We start from the raw sequence: 14,853 nt of genomic DNA, 5'->3' as shown, positions 1-14,853 counted from the left end.
GCGAAACGAGTCTGCAGACCGCCCTGCTGAGGACGGTGGGTCTCGATACGCCGCTGCGCGGCTACTCGACCAGCATGTGGCCGCACAACATCAGCTGAGACGAGGGTCCCTCCCCTGACAGCGGAGGCCCACCCTTCTCAGCTGATGTTGTGCGGCGCCCGGCCGCCCAGCGCTCCTCCTAGCGCTTCGCGCTCAGCTCCGCGCGGGTGCGCTCGGCCTCGTCCGAGTCCTGGATGGAGGCGATGCCCTCGGTGATCGAGGTGCCGGACGCCGGGGCCTCGTGCTCGTCCGCGCCGAGGGTGGCCTCGTCGAAGGGGGCGCGGCCACCGAGCACCTCGCGGACCTGCACCATGTCGATCTGCTTGGTCCAGGTGCCGACGAGGAGGGTGGCGACCGCGTTGCCGGTGAAGTTGGTGACCGCGCGGGCCTCCGACATGAAGCGGTCGATGCCGACGATGACGCCGACGCCGTTGACCAGGTCGGGGCGGAAGGACTGCAGGCCGCCGGCCAGCGTGGCGAGGCCGGCGCCGGTGACGCCCGCGGCGCCCTTGGAGGCGACCATCATGAAGAGCAGGAGCCCGATCTGCTCCGGGATCGACATCGGGGCGCCGGTCGCCGAGGCGATGAAGAGCGAGGCCATCGTGAGGTAGATCGCTGTGCCGTCGAGGTTGAAGGAGTAGCCGGTCGGGACGGTGATGCCGACGACGGGCTTGGAGACGCCCAGGTGCTCCATCTTGGCGATCAAGCGGGGCAGAGCGGCCTCGGAGGAGGAGGTGCCGACGATGAGCAGGTACTCGCGGGCCAGGTACTTCATCAGCGAGAAGATGCTGACGCCGGTGACCAGGCGCAGCAGCAGGCCGAGGATGACGACCACGAAGATCGCGCAGGTGAGGTAGAAGCCGATCATCAGGGTGGCGAGGGCGACGACCGCGCCCCAGCCGGTCTTGCCGACCACCGCGGCGATCGCGCCGAATGCGCCGATCGGCGCGACCCAGAGCACCATCGAGAGGATGCGGAAGACCAGCACCTGGAGCTGCTTGATCGCGCCGAGGATCGGCTGGCCCTTGGCGCCCATCTTCTGCAGTGCGAAGCCGACCAGGAGGGCGACGAAGAGCGTCTGCAGGATGCTGCCGTCCACGAGCGAGGAGAACAGCGAGACCGGGATGATCCCGAGGATGAAGTCGCTGGTCGACTCCGCCTTGAGGTCCGTGGTGTCGTAGGTGGCGCTCGAGATGTCGAGGCCCTCACCCGGGTGCAGGATGTTGCCGACGACCAGGCCGATGGCCAGCGCGAAGGTCGACATCACGATGAAGTAGCCGAGGGCGAGACCGCCGACCTTGCCGACCGTCGCGGCCTTGGCGATCGAGCCGATGCCGATCACGATCGTGCAGAAGATGATCGGCGCGATCATCATCTTGATCAGTCCCACGAACGCCTTGCCGACGGGCTCGAGCGTCGCGGCGAACGCGGGGGCGACCAGGCCGACGATCACGCCGGCGACGACCGCGATGATCACGGCGATGTAGAGCCAGTGGTTGCGGTCGATCCGCCGGCGGGTCTTCGCGGGGGTGACCGCGGGGCTGAGCCTGTCGGTGCGGGGCCGGTCGGCGGGGCTGCCGGGCGTCTTCGCCATGAGCGTGTCCTGTCTCTTCATCGAGCTGGGAGGGGGTGAGACGATGCTGACCCCCGCGGGTCGCCCGGCCGATGTTGCGTTCATACTGTTCACGGACATCGAGCTGTTCACGGACATCGAGGTCCAGGTCGCGGACGAGGAGGTCGGATGCCCGGAGCGAGCCCCCGCGGCAGCATCGCCGCCCGGCTGTTCGCGGTGCAGCTGGTCTGCATCCTCGTGATCGGCGCGGTGGCGGTGCTGGTCCTCGCGTTCGACGCCCGCGGGCGCGCCGGCGACGACGCGGCCCAGCGGAGCCTCGTGGTCGCGCGCACCGTCGCCGACAACCCGTTCGTCCTCGACGCGGCGCAGGGCGCGGACCCGTCCGCCTCGCTCCAGCCCTACGCGGAGGAGATCATGGCCGACACCGGCGTCGACTTCCTCACGATCATGAACCCCGACCGCACCCGCTACACCCACCGCGACCGCGCGCAGATCGGCCTGCCGTTCATCGGCACCATCGCGCCTGCGCTCGAGGGCCGCACCTTCACCGAGACCTACACCGGCACCCTCGGCCCCTCGGTGCGCGCCGTCGCCCCGATCGAGAGCGCCGACGGCACCGTCGTCGCGCTGGTCTCGGCGGGCGTGACCCTCAGCCGCGTGGACGCCTCCTTCCTCCCCCGCCTGCAGGTCGTCGCGGGAGGCGTGCTCGGCGCGGTGGCGCTCGGCGGCATCGGCTCCTGGCTGCTCGCCCGCTACCTCCGCCGGGTCACGGGCGGCCGGGGGCCCGAGCAGATGAGCCAGGTCTTCGCCTACTACGAGTCGGTGCTGCACTCGGTGCGCGAGGGGCTGCTCCTCGTCGACGACCGCGGGCGGCTGGTGCTCGCGAACGACCACGCGCTCGAGCTGCTCGGGCTCGAGGGCGTGTCGATCCCGGTTCCCGTCGCCGAGCTCGACCTCCCCGACGCCCTGCGCGCGGTGCTGCTCGCCGACGAGCCGGTCGCCGACCGCCTGGTCGTCGCGCACGAGCGGATCCTGGTGGTCAACGAGCGACCGGCCGCCTCCCCCGGTGCCCGGCCGCTCGGCACCGTCACGACGCTCCGCGACCGCACCGAGCTGCAGCGAGTGTCCGGCGAGCTGGAGTCGATGCGCACACTCTCGGACGCGCTGCGCTCGCAGACCCACGAGTTCTCCAACCGCCTGCACACCATCGCCTCGCTGATCGAGCTCGGCCGGCCGGAGGAGGCGCTCGCCTTCGCGGCCGGCGAGCTGAACCTCAGCCAGCGGCTCGCGGACCGGGTGCTCGGCTCGGTGCAGGAGCCGGTGATCGCCGCGCTGCTGCTCGGCAAGGCCGCTCAGGCCCGCGAGCGCGGGGTCGAACTGCACCTCGAGACGCACCTCGAGCCGGGCGCGCAGGGCTTCGAGCCCGGCGACCTGGTGACCGTGCTCGGCAACCTGATCGACAACGCGCTCGACGCGGCCGCCTCCTCCGCCGCCGACCGCGAGCCGTGGGTCGAGGTCTACCTCGGCCTGGCCGAGGCGTCGGGAGCCGAGGGCGCCGAGCTGGTGCTGCAGGTCTCCGACAGCGGACCCGGCGTCGCCGAGGCGGCCGACGTCTTCGCCCGCGGCTACTCGACGAAGGAGTCCGATGCGTTCGGCCGCGGCATCGGCCTCGCGCTGGTGCAGCAGGTGGTGCAGCGGCTCGGCGGGAGCATCGAGGTCACCCGGCACGTCGGCGCGGTGTTCACGGTGCAGCTGCCGCTGCGGGACCCGGCCGGGGCGACGCGATGAGCACGCCCGCGACCGCCGCGCCGATCCGCGTCCTCGTCGTCGAGGACGAGCCGCTGACCGCGAGCGCGCACGCCGACTACGTCCGCCGCGTCGAGGGCTTCGAGGTCGCGGCCGTCGCCGGCAGCGGGGCCGAGGCGATCCGGGCCCTGCGCGCCGATCCCGCGATCGCGCTGATCCTGCTCGACATGAACCTGCCCGACATGGGCGGGCTCGACCTCTGCCGTGCCGTGCGCACCGCGGGCCTGGACGTCGACGTGATCGCGATCACCGCCGTGCGCGACGCGGCAGTGGTGCGCGCCTCCGTCGCCGCCGGGATCGTGCAGTACCTGATCAAGCCGTTCGTCTTCAGCGTCTTCGCGGCGAAGCTCGCCAGCTACCGCCAGTACCGCGAGCGGATGCACGGCGCCGACGTCGCGAGCCAGCACGAGGTCGACGGCGCCTTCGCCGCGCTGCGGACCTCCAACGCGCCGGGGCTGGCGAAGGGACTCTCGGCGGAGACGCTCGACGCGGTGACCGCGCTGCTGGGCCCGGTCGGCCTCTCCGCGGGCGAGCTCGCGGCCCGCCTCGACGTCTCACGGGTCACCGCGCGGCGCTACCTCGAGCACCTCGCCGACTCGGGAGTCGCCGAGCGCGCCCCGCGCTACGGCTCGCCGGGGCGGCCGGAGCTGGAGTACCGCAGGGTCTGAGCGGCAGGGTCTGAGCGGCTACTGCGTGTACGACGACAGGAAGTTCCCCAGCCGCTCGATCGCCTCCGAGATGACCCGCTCCTCCGGCAGCGTCACGATCCGCAGGTGGTCGGGTGTCGGCCAGTTGAAGCCGGTGCCGGGCACCAGCAGGATGTGCTCCGCGAGCAGCAGGTCGTAGACCAGCCGTCCGTCGTCGCGGATCTCGTGCACCTCCGGGTCGAGCCGCGGGAACGCGTAGAGCGCTCCCATCGGCAGCTCGCAGGAGACGCCGGGGATCGCCTGCAGTCCCTTCCACGCGGCGTCGCGCTGGCGCCGCAGCCGCCCGCCGGGCGCGATCAGCGCCTCGATCGACTGCACGCCCGAGAGCGCCGCCTGCACCGCGTACTGCCCCGGCACGTTGGGGCAGAGCCGGGTCGAGGCGAGCAGGGTGATCCCCTCGAGGAACCCTGCGGCGTGCTCGCGCGGCCCGGTGATCGCCAGCCAGCCGGAGCGGTAGCCGGCGACGCGGTAGGTCTTCGACAGGCCGTTGAAGGTGAGGCAGAGCTGGTCCGGCGCGAGCGACGCCAGCGGGATGTGCTGGGCGTCGTCGTAGAGGATCCGGTCGTAGATCTCGTCGGCGAGCAGCAGCAGCGAGTGCTCCTCGGCGAGCGCGACGATCCCCTCGAGCACCTCGCGGGTGTAGACGGCGCCGGTCGGGTTGTTGGGGTTGATCACGACGATCGCCTTGGTGCGCGCCGTGATCTTCGAGCGGATGTCCTCGAGGTCGGGCTGCCAGCCGTCGTCCTCCGCGCAGCGGTAGTGCACCGCGGTGCCGCCGGCGAGGCTCGTCATCGCCGTCCAGAGCGGGTAGTCGGGCGCCGGGATGAGCACCTCGTCGCCGTCGTCGAGCAGCGCCTGCAGCGTCATCGTGATCAGCTCGGACACCCCGTTGCCGAGGAACACCCACTCGGGGTCCACCGGCGGGAAGCCGGGGACCTCCTCGTAGCGGTAGGTCACCGCGAGGCGGGCCGAGAGGATCCCGCGGCTGTCGCTGTAGCCGTGCGCGCTGGGCATCGCGGCGATCATGTCGCGGACGATCTGGTGCGGCGCCTCGAAGTCGAAGCCGGCCGGGTTGCCGGTGTTCAGCTTCAGGATGCGGTGCCCCTCGCTCTCCAGCCGCGACGCCTCCACGAGCGCCTTGCCGCGGATCTCGTAGAGGACGTTGCGGAGCTTGGAGGACTGCTCGAGGGGGCGCGGCGGGGTCATCGGTCCAGTATTCACCGGCCGACGACCCCGAGCGCCGGTCAGCCCCTCGTGGCGCGGACCGCGGCGGCGATCTCCTCCTCGATCAGGTCGTAGTTGATCGCGGCGGCGACGCGCAGGCCGTCGGCGGCCGCCGCCATCACCTGCGACATCGGCTCCACCAGCGAGCCGGCGGCGAAGACCCGCGGCGCGGTGGTGCGGCCCATCGGGTCGACGGTGAGGTGCCGGGCGGCGCCGGAGGGGTGGTCGACGAGCTCGAGGCCGAGGCCGTCGGGCAGGTTGCCCTCGACCCGCGGGCCGACGACGAGCGCGTCGAGCTCGAGTCGGCGGCCGTCGACGACGACGCCGACCAGGCGGTCGTCCTCGACGAGGACGACGCCGACCAGGCGGTCGTCCTCGACGAGGACCTCGGTGACGGCCCCGTCGATCAGCTCGATGCCGCGGGCGGCCAGCCCCTCGGCCTCCTCCGCTCCGGGCTGGAAGACGCCGTTGGTGAGGATCGACACCCGGTCGCTGAGCTGGCGGAACATCTGCGCCTGGTGGCCCGAGAAGCCGCTGCCGAGCACGGCGATCCGGCGCCCGCGCACCTCGAAGCCGTGGCAGTACGGGCAGTGCAGCACGTCGCGGCCCCAGCGCTCGGCGAGCCCCGGGATCCCGGGCAGCCGGTCCGTCGATCCGCTCGCGAGCAGGAGCCGGCGGGCGCGGAGCACGGCGCCGTCGGCGAGGGTCGCGGTGACGCCGCCGTCGGCGGTCGAGGCCGACACGATCCACCCCGGGACGACGCGCGCGCCGTAGCCCTCGGCCTCGATCCGGGCGAGGCGGGCGAGCTCGACGGGCGCGGTGCCGTCGCGGGTGAGCACGTTGTGGGCGCCGGGCGAGGGCGCGTTGCGGGGCGGCCCGCCGTCGACGACGAGCACGTCGCGGAGGCTGCGGCCGAGGGCGGTGGCGGCGGCGAGTCCGGCGAAGGAGGCGCCGGCGATGAGGACGTCGGGGAGGTCTGAAGCGGTCATGTCCCGAGCATCCGGTGGCGGCCGCGGTCCGTCGAGGATCCGTGCCGTTCCGGCACGACCGCGCGGCCCGCGTGCCAGGATCGGGGCATGCACCCCGAGCACGACACTCCCTCCGACACTCCCTCCGACGACGAGATCGTCGCCGCTGTCGGACCGCGGCTGAAGCGCCTCCGGCTCCGCCGCGACCGCACGATCGCCTCGCTCGCCGCGGAGACCGGCATCTCCGCGAGCACGCTCTCGCGTCTGGAGAGCGGCGGCCGGCGCGCGACGCTCGAGCTGCTGCTCCCGATCGCCCGCGCGCTCGGCACTCCGCTCGACGAGCTGGTCGGCGCCGCACCTGAGGACCCGCGCGTGCACGGCCGGCCGTTCACCCGGCACGGGATGCGGATCCAGCCGCTCAGCCGCGACGCCGGCGCCCTGCAGGCCTTCAAGACGACGATCCCCGCCGGGCCGATCCCCGCGCCGGAGCAGCAGCGCACCCACGAGGGCTTCGAGTGGCTCTACGTCCTCAGCGGACGGCTCCGGCTGCGGCTCGGCGAGCACGACATCGTCCTGCCCGCGGGCGAGGCGGCCGAGTTCGACACCCGGGTGCCGCACTGGTTCGGCCGGGCCGACGAGCAGCAGGTCGAGTTCCTCAGCCTGTTCGGGCGCCAGGGCGAACGGATGCATGTCCGCGCGTCGACCCGGCGCTGAGACGGCGGCACTGAGACGGCGGCGGCGGCTCAGCCCTCGCCGAGCACCTCGCGGACGAAGCCGGTCGTCTTCGCGCGCAGCATCGCGATCCGCTCGGCCTTCGCCGCCTCGACGTCGAAGCCGACGTAGGCGACCGAGGGCCGGGTGCGGACGTTGGCCGAGCACTGGAAGTCCGCGCAGACCAGCGTGCCGAGAGTGTCGCCCGCGCGCCCGGCCGGGCCGGCCTTCTTCGCGCCGAAGAAGACCACGTCGTTGGGCAGGCGGATGTCGCGGCACCAGGAGCACTGCGCCCGCGAGCGCGGGTTCGCGTCGGCCTGGCGGAGCAGGACGCCCACCAGCCGGTCCTCGAGCGGCACGACGACGTAGGCGCGGCGGCCGATCTTCCTGTCGCGCCAGCCGAGATGGTCGAACGACTCCCAGTCGAGCTCGTCGAAGCCGGCGGGGAGCGAGAGATCCGCGACCTCCTTGCGTGAGGCGTTCACGAAGGAGTCGCGGATCTGCTGGTCGGTGAGGGCGCGCATGTCCTCTCCAGCCTAATCAGCCGAGGTGCGCGACGGCCTCCCGCGGAGCCTGCGCGAGGAACTGCTCCTTCTTGATCCGGATCATCGTGAACGCGATGACCGCGGCGAGCACCAGGCCGACGGCCGCCGCGATGAACACCGCGGAGTAGCCGTCGACGAAGGCGACCGGCAAGGGCTGCTCCCCCGCGACTCCGGCGTAGATCGTGGTGAAGACGGAGAGGCCGATCGAGCCGCCGATCTGCATCGCGGCGTTGGCGGTCGCGCCGGCGGCACCGGCGTCGTGGCCGGCGATCCCGGTCAGCGCCACGTTCTGCACGGGCACGAAGATCATCGCCATGCCGACGCCGAGCAGGATCAGGCCGGGCAGCACCTGCACGAGGTAGGAGCCGTCCGCGGTGATGCGGCTGAGGTAGAGCAGGCCGGCCGCCGCGATCAGCGGGCCGACGATCATCAGCAGGCGCGGGCCGACGGTCGGCAGCAGCTTGGTGGCGATGCCCGCGACGATCATGATCGTGACGGTCATCGGGAGGTTCGCGAGGCCGGCCTCGAGCGGCGCGAGGCCGAGCACGAGCTGCAGATGCAGCGTCAAGTAGAGGGTCGAGCCGATCATGACGCTGCCGACGATCGCCTGGATCAGGAACGCGCCGCCGCGGATGCGGTCGGTGACGATGCGCAGCGGCAGCAGGGGGTGGTCGGAGCGGGCCTGGATGCGGACGAAGACCGCGAGCAGCAGGACACCGGCGAGCAGGAAGCCGAGGGTGTCGACGCGGAGCCAGCCCTGCTCGGCGAGCGTGAAGCCGTAGACGAGGCTCGCGAGGCCGAGCGCGACGGTGATCGTGCCGGCGATGTCGAAGCGGTTGCGGCCCTCGGCGCGGCTCTCGGTCACCAGCAGGGCGCCGGCGACGACGCCGACCAGCACGACGGGGACGTTGACCAGGAGGCACCAGCGCCAGTCGGCGAACTCGGTGAGCAGACCGCCGAGGACGAGGCCGACCGCGGCGCCCGCTCCGGCGACCGCGCCGAAGACCGCGAAGGCGGTGTTGCGCTCGCGCCCGCCCGGGAAGGAGACGGTGAGCAGCGCGAGGGCGGCCGGGGCGAGCAGCGCGGCGAAGGCGCCCTGCAGACCGCGGGCGGCGATCAGCTCCATGCCGGAGGAGGCGACGCCACCCCAGGCCGAGGCCGCGCCGAAGCCGACCATGCCGATCAGGTAGGTGCGCTTGCGGCCGGTGTAGTCGGCGATGCGGCCGCCGAGCAGGAGGAGCGCGCCGAAGGCGAGCGCGTAGGCGGTGACGACCCACTGGCGCTCGACGTCGGTGAGGCCGAGGTCGGCCTGCGCGGCGGGGAGGGCGATGGTGACGATCGTGCCGTCGAGGACGACGACGAGCTGGGTCATCGCGAGGATCACGAGGACCCACCAGCGGCGGGAGGAGGAGGGCGCGGGCATGGCGGTGCCTTTCGAAGCGGAGGGAGCGGGACCGGCGGGTCCGGATCCGAGCCGCGGCAGTGAGGCTAGACCACCCCAACTGGTTGGTTGGGCATCGACGAGTGTACAGTTCGAGCGCCCGGAGGTGTAAGCGTGAGCGAGAAGAAGATCGAGCACGACGCGACGGTCCCCGCCCGCGAGCGCATCCTCCGCGCCGCGACGGCCGAGTTCGCCGAGCACGGCTTCGCCGGCGCCCGCGTCGACCGGGTCGCCGCGGCGGCCGGCCTGAACAAGGAGCGGCTCTACGCCTACTACGGCGGCAAGCGCGGCCTGTTCGTCGCGACCGTGGTCGGCGCCCTGGAGGCGCTCGACGCGACACTGCTCGCCGAGGCGGCCGACCTGCCGGACCTCGCCGGCCGGATGTTCGACCACGTCTGGGACCGCCCCGAGTTCCTCCGCCTGCTCACCTGGGCGCGCCTCGAGGGCGGCGGCGTCTGGGAGGAGGCGGGCGAGCGCCTCGGCGGCATCCCCGCGCCCGAGGCCCGCGTGCTCGAGTGGCAGCGGGACGGGACGGTCGACGCGAGCTGGTCGGCGGAGGACCTCTTCATCGCCCTGCTCGGGCTCTGCGAGATCTGGCACCTGACGCCGTTCGCGCAGCGCGGGGGCGACGGCACCCGCGAGCGCCGCCGCGCCTTCGTCGTGCACGTGGCGACCCTGGTCGGTTCGCCCGCCGGCGTCAGTCCGCGGTCGTGAGCCGCTCGAGGTAGCCGGCGAAGGCGAGCAGGTCGGCCTCGGGCCAGCTGCTCAGGGCCTCCTGCATCCGCTGGCGCTGCTGACCGCCGAGGTCGCCCATCCGCTCGCGGCCGTGCTCGGTGAGTGTGAGGAAGCGGGCGCGGCCGTCGGCCGGGTCGGGGGCGGTCCCGACCAGCTCCAGCGCGCAGAGCTGGCGGATCTGCCGGCTGATCACGCTGCGGTCGACGCCGAGGCGCTCCGCCGCGACGCTCGAGTGCACGGGACCGCAGCGCTCCAGCATCCGGAGCAGCCGCAGCCCGAACGGCGGCAGCCCGGGGTCGATGCTCGCCGCCGCGTCGCGCACGGCCGTCCGGACCTGCACGGCGAGCGCGGTGATCTGCTCCTCGACCTGGAGCAGCGCGCTCGCCGGGGCGGCGGTCAGGACGGCCGGTGCGGCGGTCATCAGGGGCGCTCGGCCACGTCGATCGCGCCGGTGGTGGTCGCGGCGTGCCGGGCGTGGGCGACGGGAGCCGCGTGGCGGCCGTGCGCGCTGTCGTCGTGGGCGCGGTCGTCGTGGGCGATGTCGACAGCGACGCGGTCGACGTGGGTGCGCTCCTCCGCGTGCACCGCGCTGTCGCTCCGGACGCTCTGCCCGACGGGGCGCAGGCCCGCCTGGCCGTCGGAGGCCGCGATCAGCGCGTCCTCCGCGCCGGCGACGACGCCCGAGGGCTCCGTCTTGCGCTGCACGGCGTTCATCGTGCCGAGCGGCGCGTTCGGCAGCAGCAGGACCGCGATCAGCGTGATGACCGCGAGCGGGATGCTGTAGAGGAAGACGTCGCCGACGCCGATGCCGTAGGCGCTCTCGACCACGACGCGCACGGCGTCCGGGAGCGTGTTGACCTGCGGGATCGTGCCGCTGCCGAGCGCCTGGGCGGCGATCGCCTGGTCGGCCGGCGCGAGGCCGGCGATGCCGGTCTTGATGTGGTCGGCGATCACCGTGCCGAGCATCGAGCCCAGCACCGAGACGCCCACGGTGCCGCCGAGGCTGCGGAAGAAGGTGACCGCGCTGGTCGCGACGCCGAGGTTCTTGATGTCGATCGAGTTCTGCACGACGAGCACCAGGTTCTGCATCAGCATGCCCAGGCCCGCGCCGAGGATCGCCATGAAGACGCCCACCAGCACGAGGTTCGTGTCGTAGCGCAGGGTGCTGAGGAGGAAGGTGCCGACGACCGCGAGCACGCCGCCGGTCACCATGATCGCCTTCCACTTGCCGGTGCGCGAGATGATCCCGCCGAAGATGGCGGACGCGATCAGCAGTCCGGCCATCATCGGGATCGTCAGCAGACCCGACTGGGTCGGCGTGGCACCGCGCGAGAGCTGCATGTACTGCGCGAGGAAGACCGCGACGCCGAACATCGAGACGCCGACCGAGATGCTCGCCACGACGGCGAGGCTGAAGGTGCGGTTCTTGAACATCCCCATCGGGATGATCGGCTCGGCGACGGTGAGCTCGGTGATCACCGCGGCGACCAGCAGCACGACGGAGCCGCCGACCATGACCGCGGTCTCCCACGAGGCCCACTCGAAGTTCTTGCCGGCCAGCGAGACCCAGATCAGCAGCAGCGAAACGCCGCCGGCGATGAGGACCGCGCCGAGGTAGTCGATCTTGACCGTGCGCTTGGGGTGCGCGGGGAGGCGCAGCGTCACCTGGAGCAGGATGATCGCGACGATCGCGACGGGCAGCGCGATGAAGAAGTTCCAGCGCCAGCCGAACGCATCGGTGACGACGCCGCCGAGCAGCGGGCCGCCGACGGTGCCGATGGCCATCACGCCGCCGAAGAGGCCGGCGTACTTGCCGCGCTCCCGGGGGCTGATGATGTCGGCCATGATGATCTGGCTCAGCGCCGCGAGTCCGCCGGCGCCGAGGCCCTGGAAGACGCGGAACACGATCAGCATGTTCGTGTCCTGCGAGAACCCGGCCGCGGCCGAGCCGATCACGAAGATCGCGAGCGCGAGCTGGATCAGCAGCTTGCGGTTGAAGAGGTCGGCGAACTTGCCCCAGAGCGGGGTGGAGACGGTGGTCGCGAGCAGCGTCGCGGTGACGACCCAGGTGTAGGCGTTCTGGTCGCCCTTGAGGTCGGAGATGATCAGCGGCAGCGAGGTCGACACGACCGTGCCCGCGAGGATCGAGACGAACATGCCCAGCAGCAGTCCGCTGAGGGATTCGAGCACCTGGCGGTGCGACATGGCCCCGTCGGGGCCGGTGGGGGTGGTGCGCTCTTCTCGAGTGCGCGTGCGCTCTGCGCGGGACATACGGCTCCTTGTTCACGGTGCGGCACCGGTGACGGTGCGGCGGTACTAGTTGACGGCGGTCAACTATTGACCGAGTGCAACTATATAGCCGAGCGAGGTGTTTCCGCCAGTGCTCTGCCGGAGCGCTTCCGTGGGGCGGTCAGCGGGCGATGCCGCGCCGCCGGAGCAGCAGGACGGCCGTCACGACCGCGGCCGCGAGCGCGACGAGGATCCCGATGCCCAGCGGCGAGCCGGCCGCCGCGCCGATCACCGCCCAGAGCACGGCGAAGCCGACGGTCGCGTAGATCAGCGCCCAGGCCGCGCAGCCCGGCAGCATCGCGAGGAGGTAGACGCCGAAGCGCATCCGAGCCGCCCCGGCCGCCGCGTTGATCATCGTCTGGAGTCCGACGGTGAGGAAGCTCACGGTGACCGCGGGAGCGCCGTAGCGAGCGAGCAGTGCCGACGCGCGCTTCAGCGCCGGCGGCTCCAGCCACCGCCCCCACCGCCGCGAGGCCGCCCCGGTGACGACCGCCCGCGCGACCCAGTACGTCGCCTGCGCCCGCACCAGCACGATGACGAACAGCGCCGCGAGCAGCTCCACGAACCCCAGCTCGTCGAGGAAGGCGGGCATGCGGCGCCCCCCTCTCCCCGCTCGGCAGAAGGCAAGGCTACCCTTCCCTGCCCCGCGCCGAGTCACGCTGGTCGAGCAGGCCCCCAGGGGCACAGTCATGCTGGTCGAGCAGCCCCGCAGGGGCGTATCGAGACCCGCCGCCATCAGCAGGGCGGGTCTGCAGACTCGTTCTGCCGACGCGGGTGGATCTCGATACGCCCGCTCCGCGGGCTACTCGATCGGCATGAAGTGCCTAACCGCTCCCGAGGCCCGCCTCTCATGCTGGTCGAGTAGCGCGCAGCGCGTATCGAGACCCACGTGATCAGGCACGGACCCGCCGTGATCCCGCGGGTGCCCGGCCAGGCTCCGACCCCGCCCCTAGGCTCGACGCATGGACAACATCGATCGGAAGATCCTCGATCTGCTGCGCCAGAACGCCCGCGCGGGCTACGGCGACATCGGCGGTGTCGTCGGGCTGTCCGCGTCCGCCGTGAAGCGCCGCGTCGACCGGCTGGTGGCCGACGGCGTCATCCGCGGCTTCACCATCAAGGTCGACCCCGCCGTCGACGGCATGGCCACCGAGGCCTACGTCGAGCTGTTCTGCCGCGGCACGGTCGCCCCCGACGAGCTGCGCCGCATCCTCTCGGCCGTCCCCGAGGTCGTCGATGCCGGCACGGTCACCGGCTCGGCCGACGCGATCGTGCACATCCGCTCGCGCGACATCCCGAGCCTCGAGCTCGCCCTCGAGAAGGTGCGCATCGCGCCGAACGTCGACCACACCCGCTCCGCGATCGTGCTCTCCCGCCTGATCCAGCGCGGCGAGGCCTAGCAAGAGCGCTCCCGCCTCAGTGCGAGCGGCCCGCGACCACGTCGGCGATCGTCGCGAGCGGTGACGTCGTCGCCCGGCCCCGCGCCTCCGCCGCGTCGGCCAGGCCGTAGGCGCGGTAGAGCGACGTGACCGCCAGCCAGCGCAGCGGCTCCGGCTCCCACGGCCGCACCCGGTGGCCCACCCACGGCAGCTCGGTGAGCGGCGTGCTCTCGCCGAGCACGAGGTCGCGCAGCGTGCGCCCGGCGAGGTTCGTCGCCGTGACGCCGGTTCCGACGAAGCCGCCCGCCCAGCCGAGGCCCGTGGCGCGGTCGAGTCCGACGGTCGCGTGCCAGTCGCGGGGCACGCCGAGCACGCCCGACCAGACGTGCTCGATGCCGACGCCGCGCAGCACCGGGAAGAACCGCTCGAGGATCTCGCGCAGCCGGCCGACCGTGCGCGGATCGGTCGCCCCGTCGCGGTCGATCCGGGAGCCGAAGCGGTACGGCACGCCGCGCCCGCCGATCGCGATGCGGTCGTCGGCCGTCCGCTGCGCGTACATGTAGGCGTGCGCCGCGTCGCCGAGGGTCTCGCGGCCGGCCCAGCCGATCTCGTCCCAGACCTCGGGCGCGAGCGGCTCGGTCGCGATCAGCGACGAGTTCATCGGCAGCCACTCGCGGTGGTGGCCGGACAGCCCGGCGGTGAAGCCCTCGGTCGCGCGCAGCACGATCGGCGCGCAGACGACCCCGCGGGGTGTGACGGCCGCGCCGGGCCGGATCTCCTCCACCCGGGTGTCCTCGAAGATCCGCACGCCGAGCGCCTCGACCGTGCGGGCGAGCCCGACCGCGAGCTTCGCGGGGTGCAGCCGCGCGCAGTGCGGGTGCCAGAGGCCGGCCGACGCACCGCTGACCGCGATCCGCGCGGTCGTCTCCCGCGCGTCGAGCAGCTCGACATCGGTGTGGGCGCGGGCGCGGGCCGCCGCCGCGGTGGCCAGGAGCCGGGCCCGCTGCGCCTCGCCGCGCGCCACCTGGAACTCGCCGCCCTTGACGATGTCCGCGTCGATCCCCTCGGCGGCCGCGGCCGCGATCACCTCGTCGACCGTCTCGTTCATCGCGAGCTGGAAGCGGTCGACCGCCTCGCTCCCGTGTGTCCGGGAGTAGGAGGCGACGCCGCCCGTGATCTCGTTGGTCAGCCAGCCGCCGTTGCGACCGGAGGCGCCGAAGCCGGCGAAGCGCTGCTCGAGGATCGCGATCCGCAGCGACGGGTCGGCCTTCGCGAGCGAGTACGCCGTCCACAGACCGGTGTAGCCGGCGCCGACGATGCAGACGTCGACGTCGAGCGGACCGGGCAGGGCGGCCCGGGGCGTGGAACGACCGAGGGAGGCCCACCAGAACGACACGTCGCCGTTGATCACAGTGGGCCTCCCCCGGTCTCGCGGA

Annotated in this window: 14 protein-coding genes; 5 read left to right on the top strand and 9 right to left on the bottom strand. The window is 72.8% G+C overall.

What is annotated here, in order from left to right:
• Window positions 1-178: 178 nt before the first annotated feature.
• A complete protein-coding gene (locus C1I64_RS19845) occupies window positions 179-1,633 on the bottom strand; it encodes a cation:dicarboxylate symporter family transporter (protein ID WP_123733409.1) in 1,455 nt (484 codons plus the stop codon).
• Window positions 1,634-1,780: 147 nt separating this feature from the next.
• Between C1I64_RS19845 and C1I64_RS19840 the strand changes: the two genes are divergently transcribed.
• Together C1I64_RS19840 and C1I64_RS19835 are read left to right on the top strand one after the other, a co-directional pair.
• Window positions 1,781-3,400: an ATP-binding protein gene (locus C1I64_RS19840; protein ID WP_127888402.1), complete on the top strand. Its 1,620-nt coding sequence runs from the start codon at window positions 1,781-1,783 to the stop codon at window positions 3,398-3,400.
• Complete coding sequence (locus C1I64_RS19835) at window positions 3,397-4,086, top strand: response regulator (protein ID WP_123733406.1); 690 nt, start codon at window positions 3,397-3,399, stop codon at window positions 4,084-4,086. The genes C1I64_RS19840 and C1I64_RS19835 overlap by 4 nt, the downstream gene beginning before the upstream one ends.
• Before the next feature lie 18 nt (window positions 4,087-4,104).
• Here C1I64_RS19835 and C1I64_RS19830 read toward each other — a convergent pair whose 3' ends face one another.
• Window positions 4,105-5,331, bottom strand: coding sequence for a pyridoxal phosphate-dependent aminotransferase (locus tag C1I64_RS19830; protein WP_123733405.1), 1,227 nt, complete (start codon window positions 5,329-5,331; stop codon window positions 4,105-4,107).
• Between the two features lie 38 nt (window positions 5,332-5,369).
• Window positions 5,370-6,338: an NAD(P)/FAD-dependent oxidoreductase gene (locus tag C1I64_RS19825; protein WP_127888401.1), complete on the bottom strand. Its 969-nt coding sequence runs from the start codon at window positions 6,336-6,338 to the stop codon at window positions 5,370-5,372.
• A gap of 87 nt (window positions 6,339-6,425) precedes the next feature.
• On the opposite strand from C1I64_RS19825, the gene C1I64_RS19820 reads away from it, so the two are divergent.
• Window positions 6,426-7,031 (top strand): helix-turn-helix domain-containing protein, encoded by a 606-nt coding sequence (locus tag C1I64_RS19820; RefSeq protein WP_127888400.1) that lies wholly within the window; start codon window positions 6,426-6,428, stop codon window positions 7,029-7,031.
• Between the two features lie 29 nt (window positions 7,032-7,060).
• Here the strand turns inward: C1I64_RS19820 and C1I64_RS19815 are convergent, their stop codons facing one another.
• Both C1I64_RS19815 and C1I64_RS19810 read right to left on the bottom strand, forming a co-directional pair.
• The gene (locus C1I64_RS19815; protein ID WP_127888399.1) at window positions 7,061-7,552 is read right to left on the bottom strand and encodes an FBP domain-containing protein; all 492 of its coding nucleotides are present in this window, start codon (window positions 7,550-7,552) and stop codon (window positions 7,061-7,063) included.
• A 16-nt stretch (window positions 7,553-7,568) separates the two neighbouring features.
• Window positions 7,569-8,996 carry an MFS transporter gene (locus C1I64_RS19810; RefSeq protein WP_127888398.1) on the bottom strand — a complete coding sequence of 476 codons (1,428 nt, stop codon included), beginning with the start codon at window positions 8,994-8,996 and terminating at the stop codon, window positions 7,569-7,571.
• A gap of 132 nt (window positions 8,997-9,128) precedes the next feature.
• Between C1I64_RS19810 and C1I64_RS19805 the strand changes: the two genes are divergently transcribed.
• Complete coding sequence (locus C1I64_RS19805; protein ID WP_164874607.1) at window positions 9,129-9,728, top strand: TetR family transcriptional regulator; 600 nt, start codon at window positions 9,129-9,131, stop codon at window positions 9,726-9,728.
• Here C1I64_RS19805 and C1I64_RS19800 read toward each other — a convergent pair.
• The 3 genes from C1I64_RS19800 to C1I64_RS19790 form a co-directional block, all read right to left on the bottom strand.
• Window positions 9,712-10,170: a MarR family winged helix-turn-helix transcriptional regulator gene (locus C1I64_RS19800; protein WP_127888396.1), complete on the bottom strand. Its 459-nt coding sequence runs from the start codon at window positions 10,168-10,170 to the stop codon at window positions 9,712-9,714. The two genes, C1I64_RS19805 and C1I64_RS19800, sit on opposite strands and share 17 nt — an antisense overlap.
• Window positions 10,170-11,954 (bottom strand): MDR family MFS transporter, encoded by a 1,785-nt coding sequence (locus tag C1I64_RS19795; protein WP_244209605.1) that lies wholly within the window; start codon window positions 11,952-11,954, stop codon window positions 10,170-10,172. Before C1I64_RS19795 ends, C1I64_RS19800 begins: the two co-directional genes overlap by 1 nt.
• A 205-nt stretch (window positions 11,955-12,159) precedes the next feature.
• Window positions 12,160-12,630, bottom strand: a complete 471-nt coding sequence (locus C1I64_RS19790; protein ID WP_127888395.1) for a DedA family protein — start codon at window positions 12,628-12,630, stop codon at window positions 12,160-12,162.
• A 370-nt stretch (window positions 12,631-13,000) separates the two neighbouring features.
• Between C1I64_RS19790 and C1I64_RS19785 the strand changes: the two genes are divergently transcribed.
• Window positions 13,001-13,438 carry an Lrp/AsnC family transcriptional regulator gene (locus tag C1I64_RS19785; protein WP_055786568.1) on the top strand — a complete coding sequence of 146 codons (438 nt, stop codon included), beginning with the start codon at window positions 13,001-13,003 and terminating at the stop codon, window positions 13,436-13,438.
• Window positions 13,439-13,454: 16 nt separating this feature from the next.
• Here C1I64_RS19785 and C1I64_RS19780 read toward each other — a convergent pair whose 3' ends face one another.
• A complete protein-coding gene (locus C1I64_RS19780) occupies window positions 13,455-14,828 on the bottom strand; it encodes an NAD(P)/FAD-dependent oxidoreductase (RefSeq protein ID WP_127888394.1) in 1,374 nt (457 codons plus the stop codon).
• Window positions 14,829-14,853 lie beyond the last annotated feature (25 nt).

This window comes from Rathayibacter festucae DSM 15932 (genome assembly GCF_004011135.1).
Lineage (GTDB): Bacteria > Actinomycetota > Actinomycetes > Actinomycetales > Microbacteriaceae > Rathayibacter > Rathayibacter festucae.
This window is presented reverse-complemented; position numbering and strand designations above follow the sequence as displayed.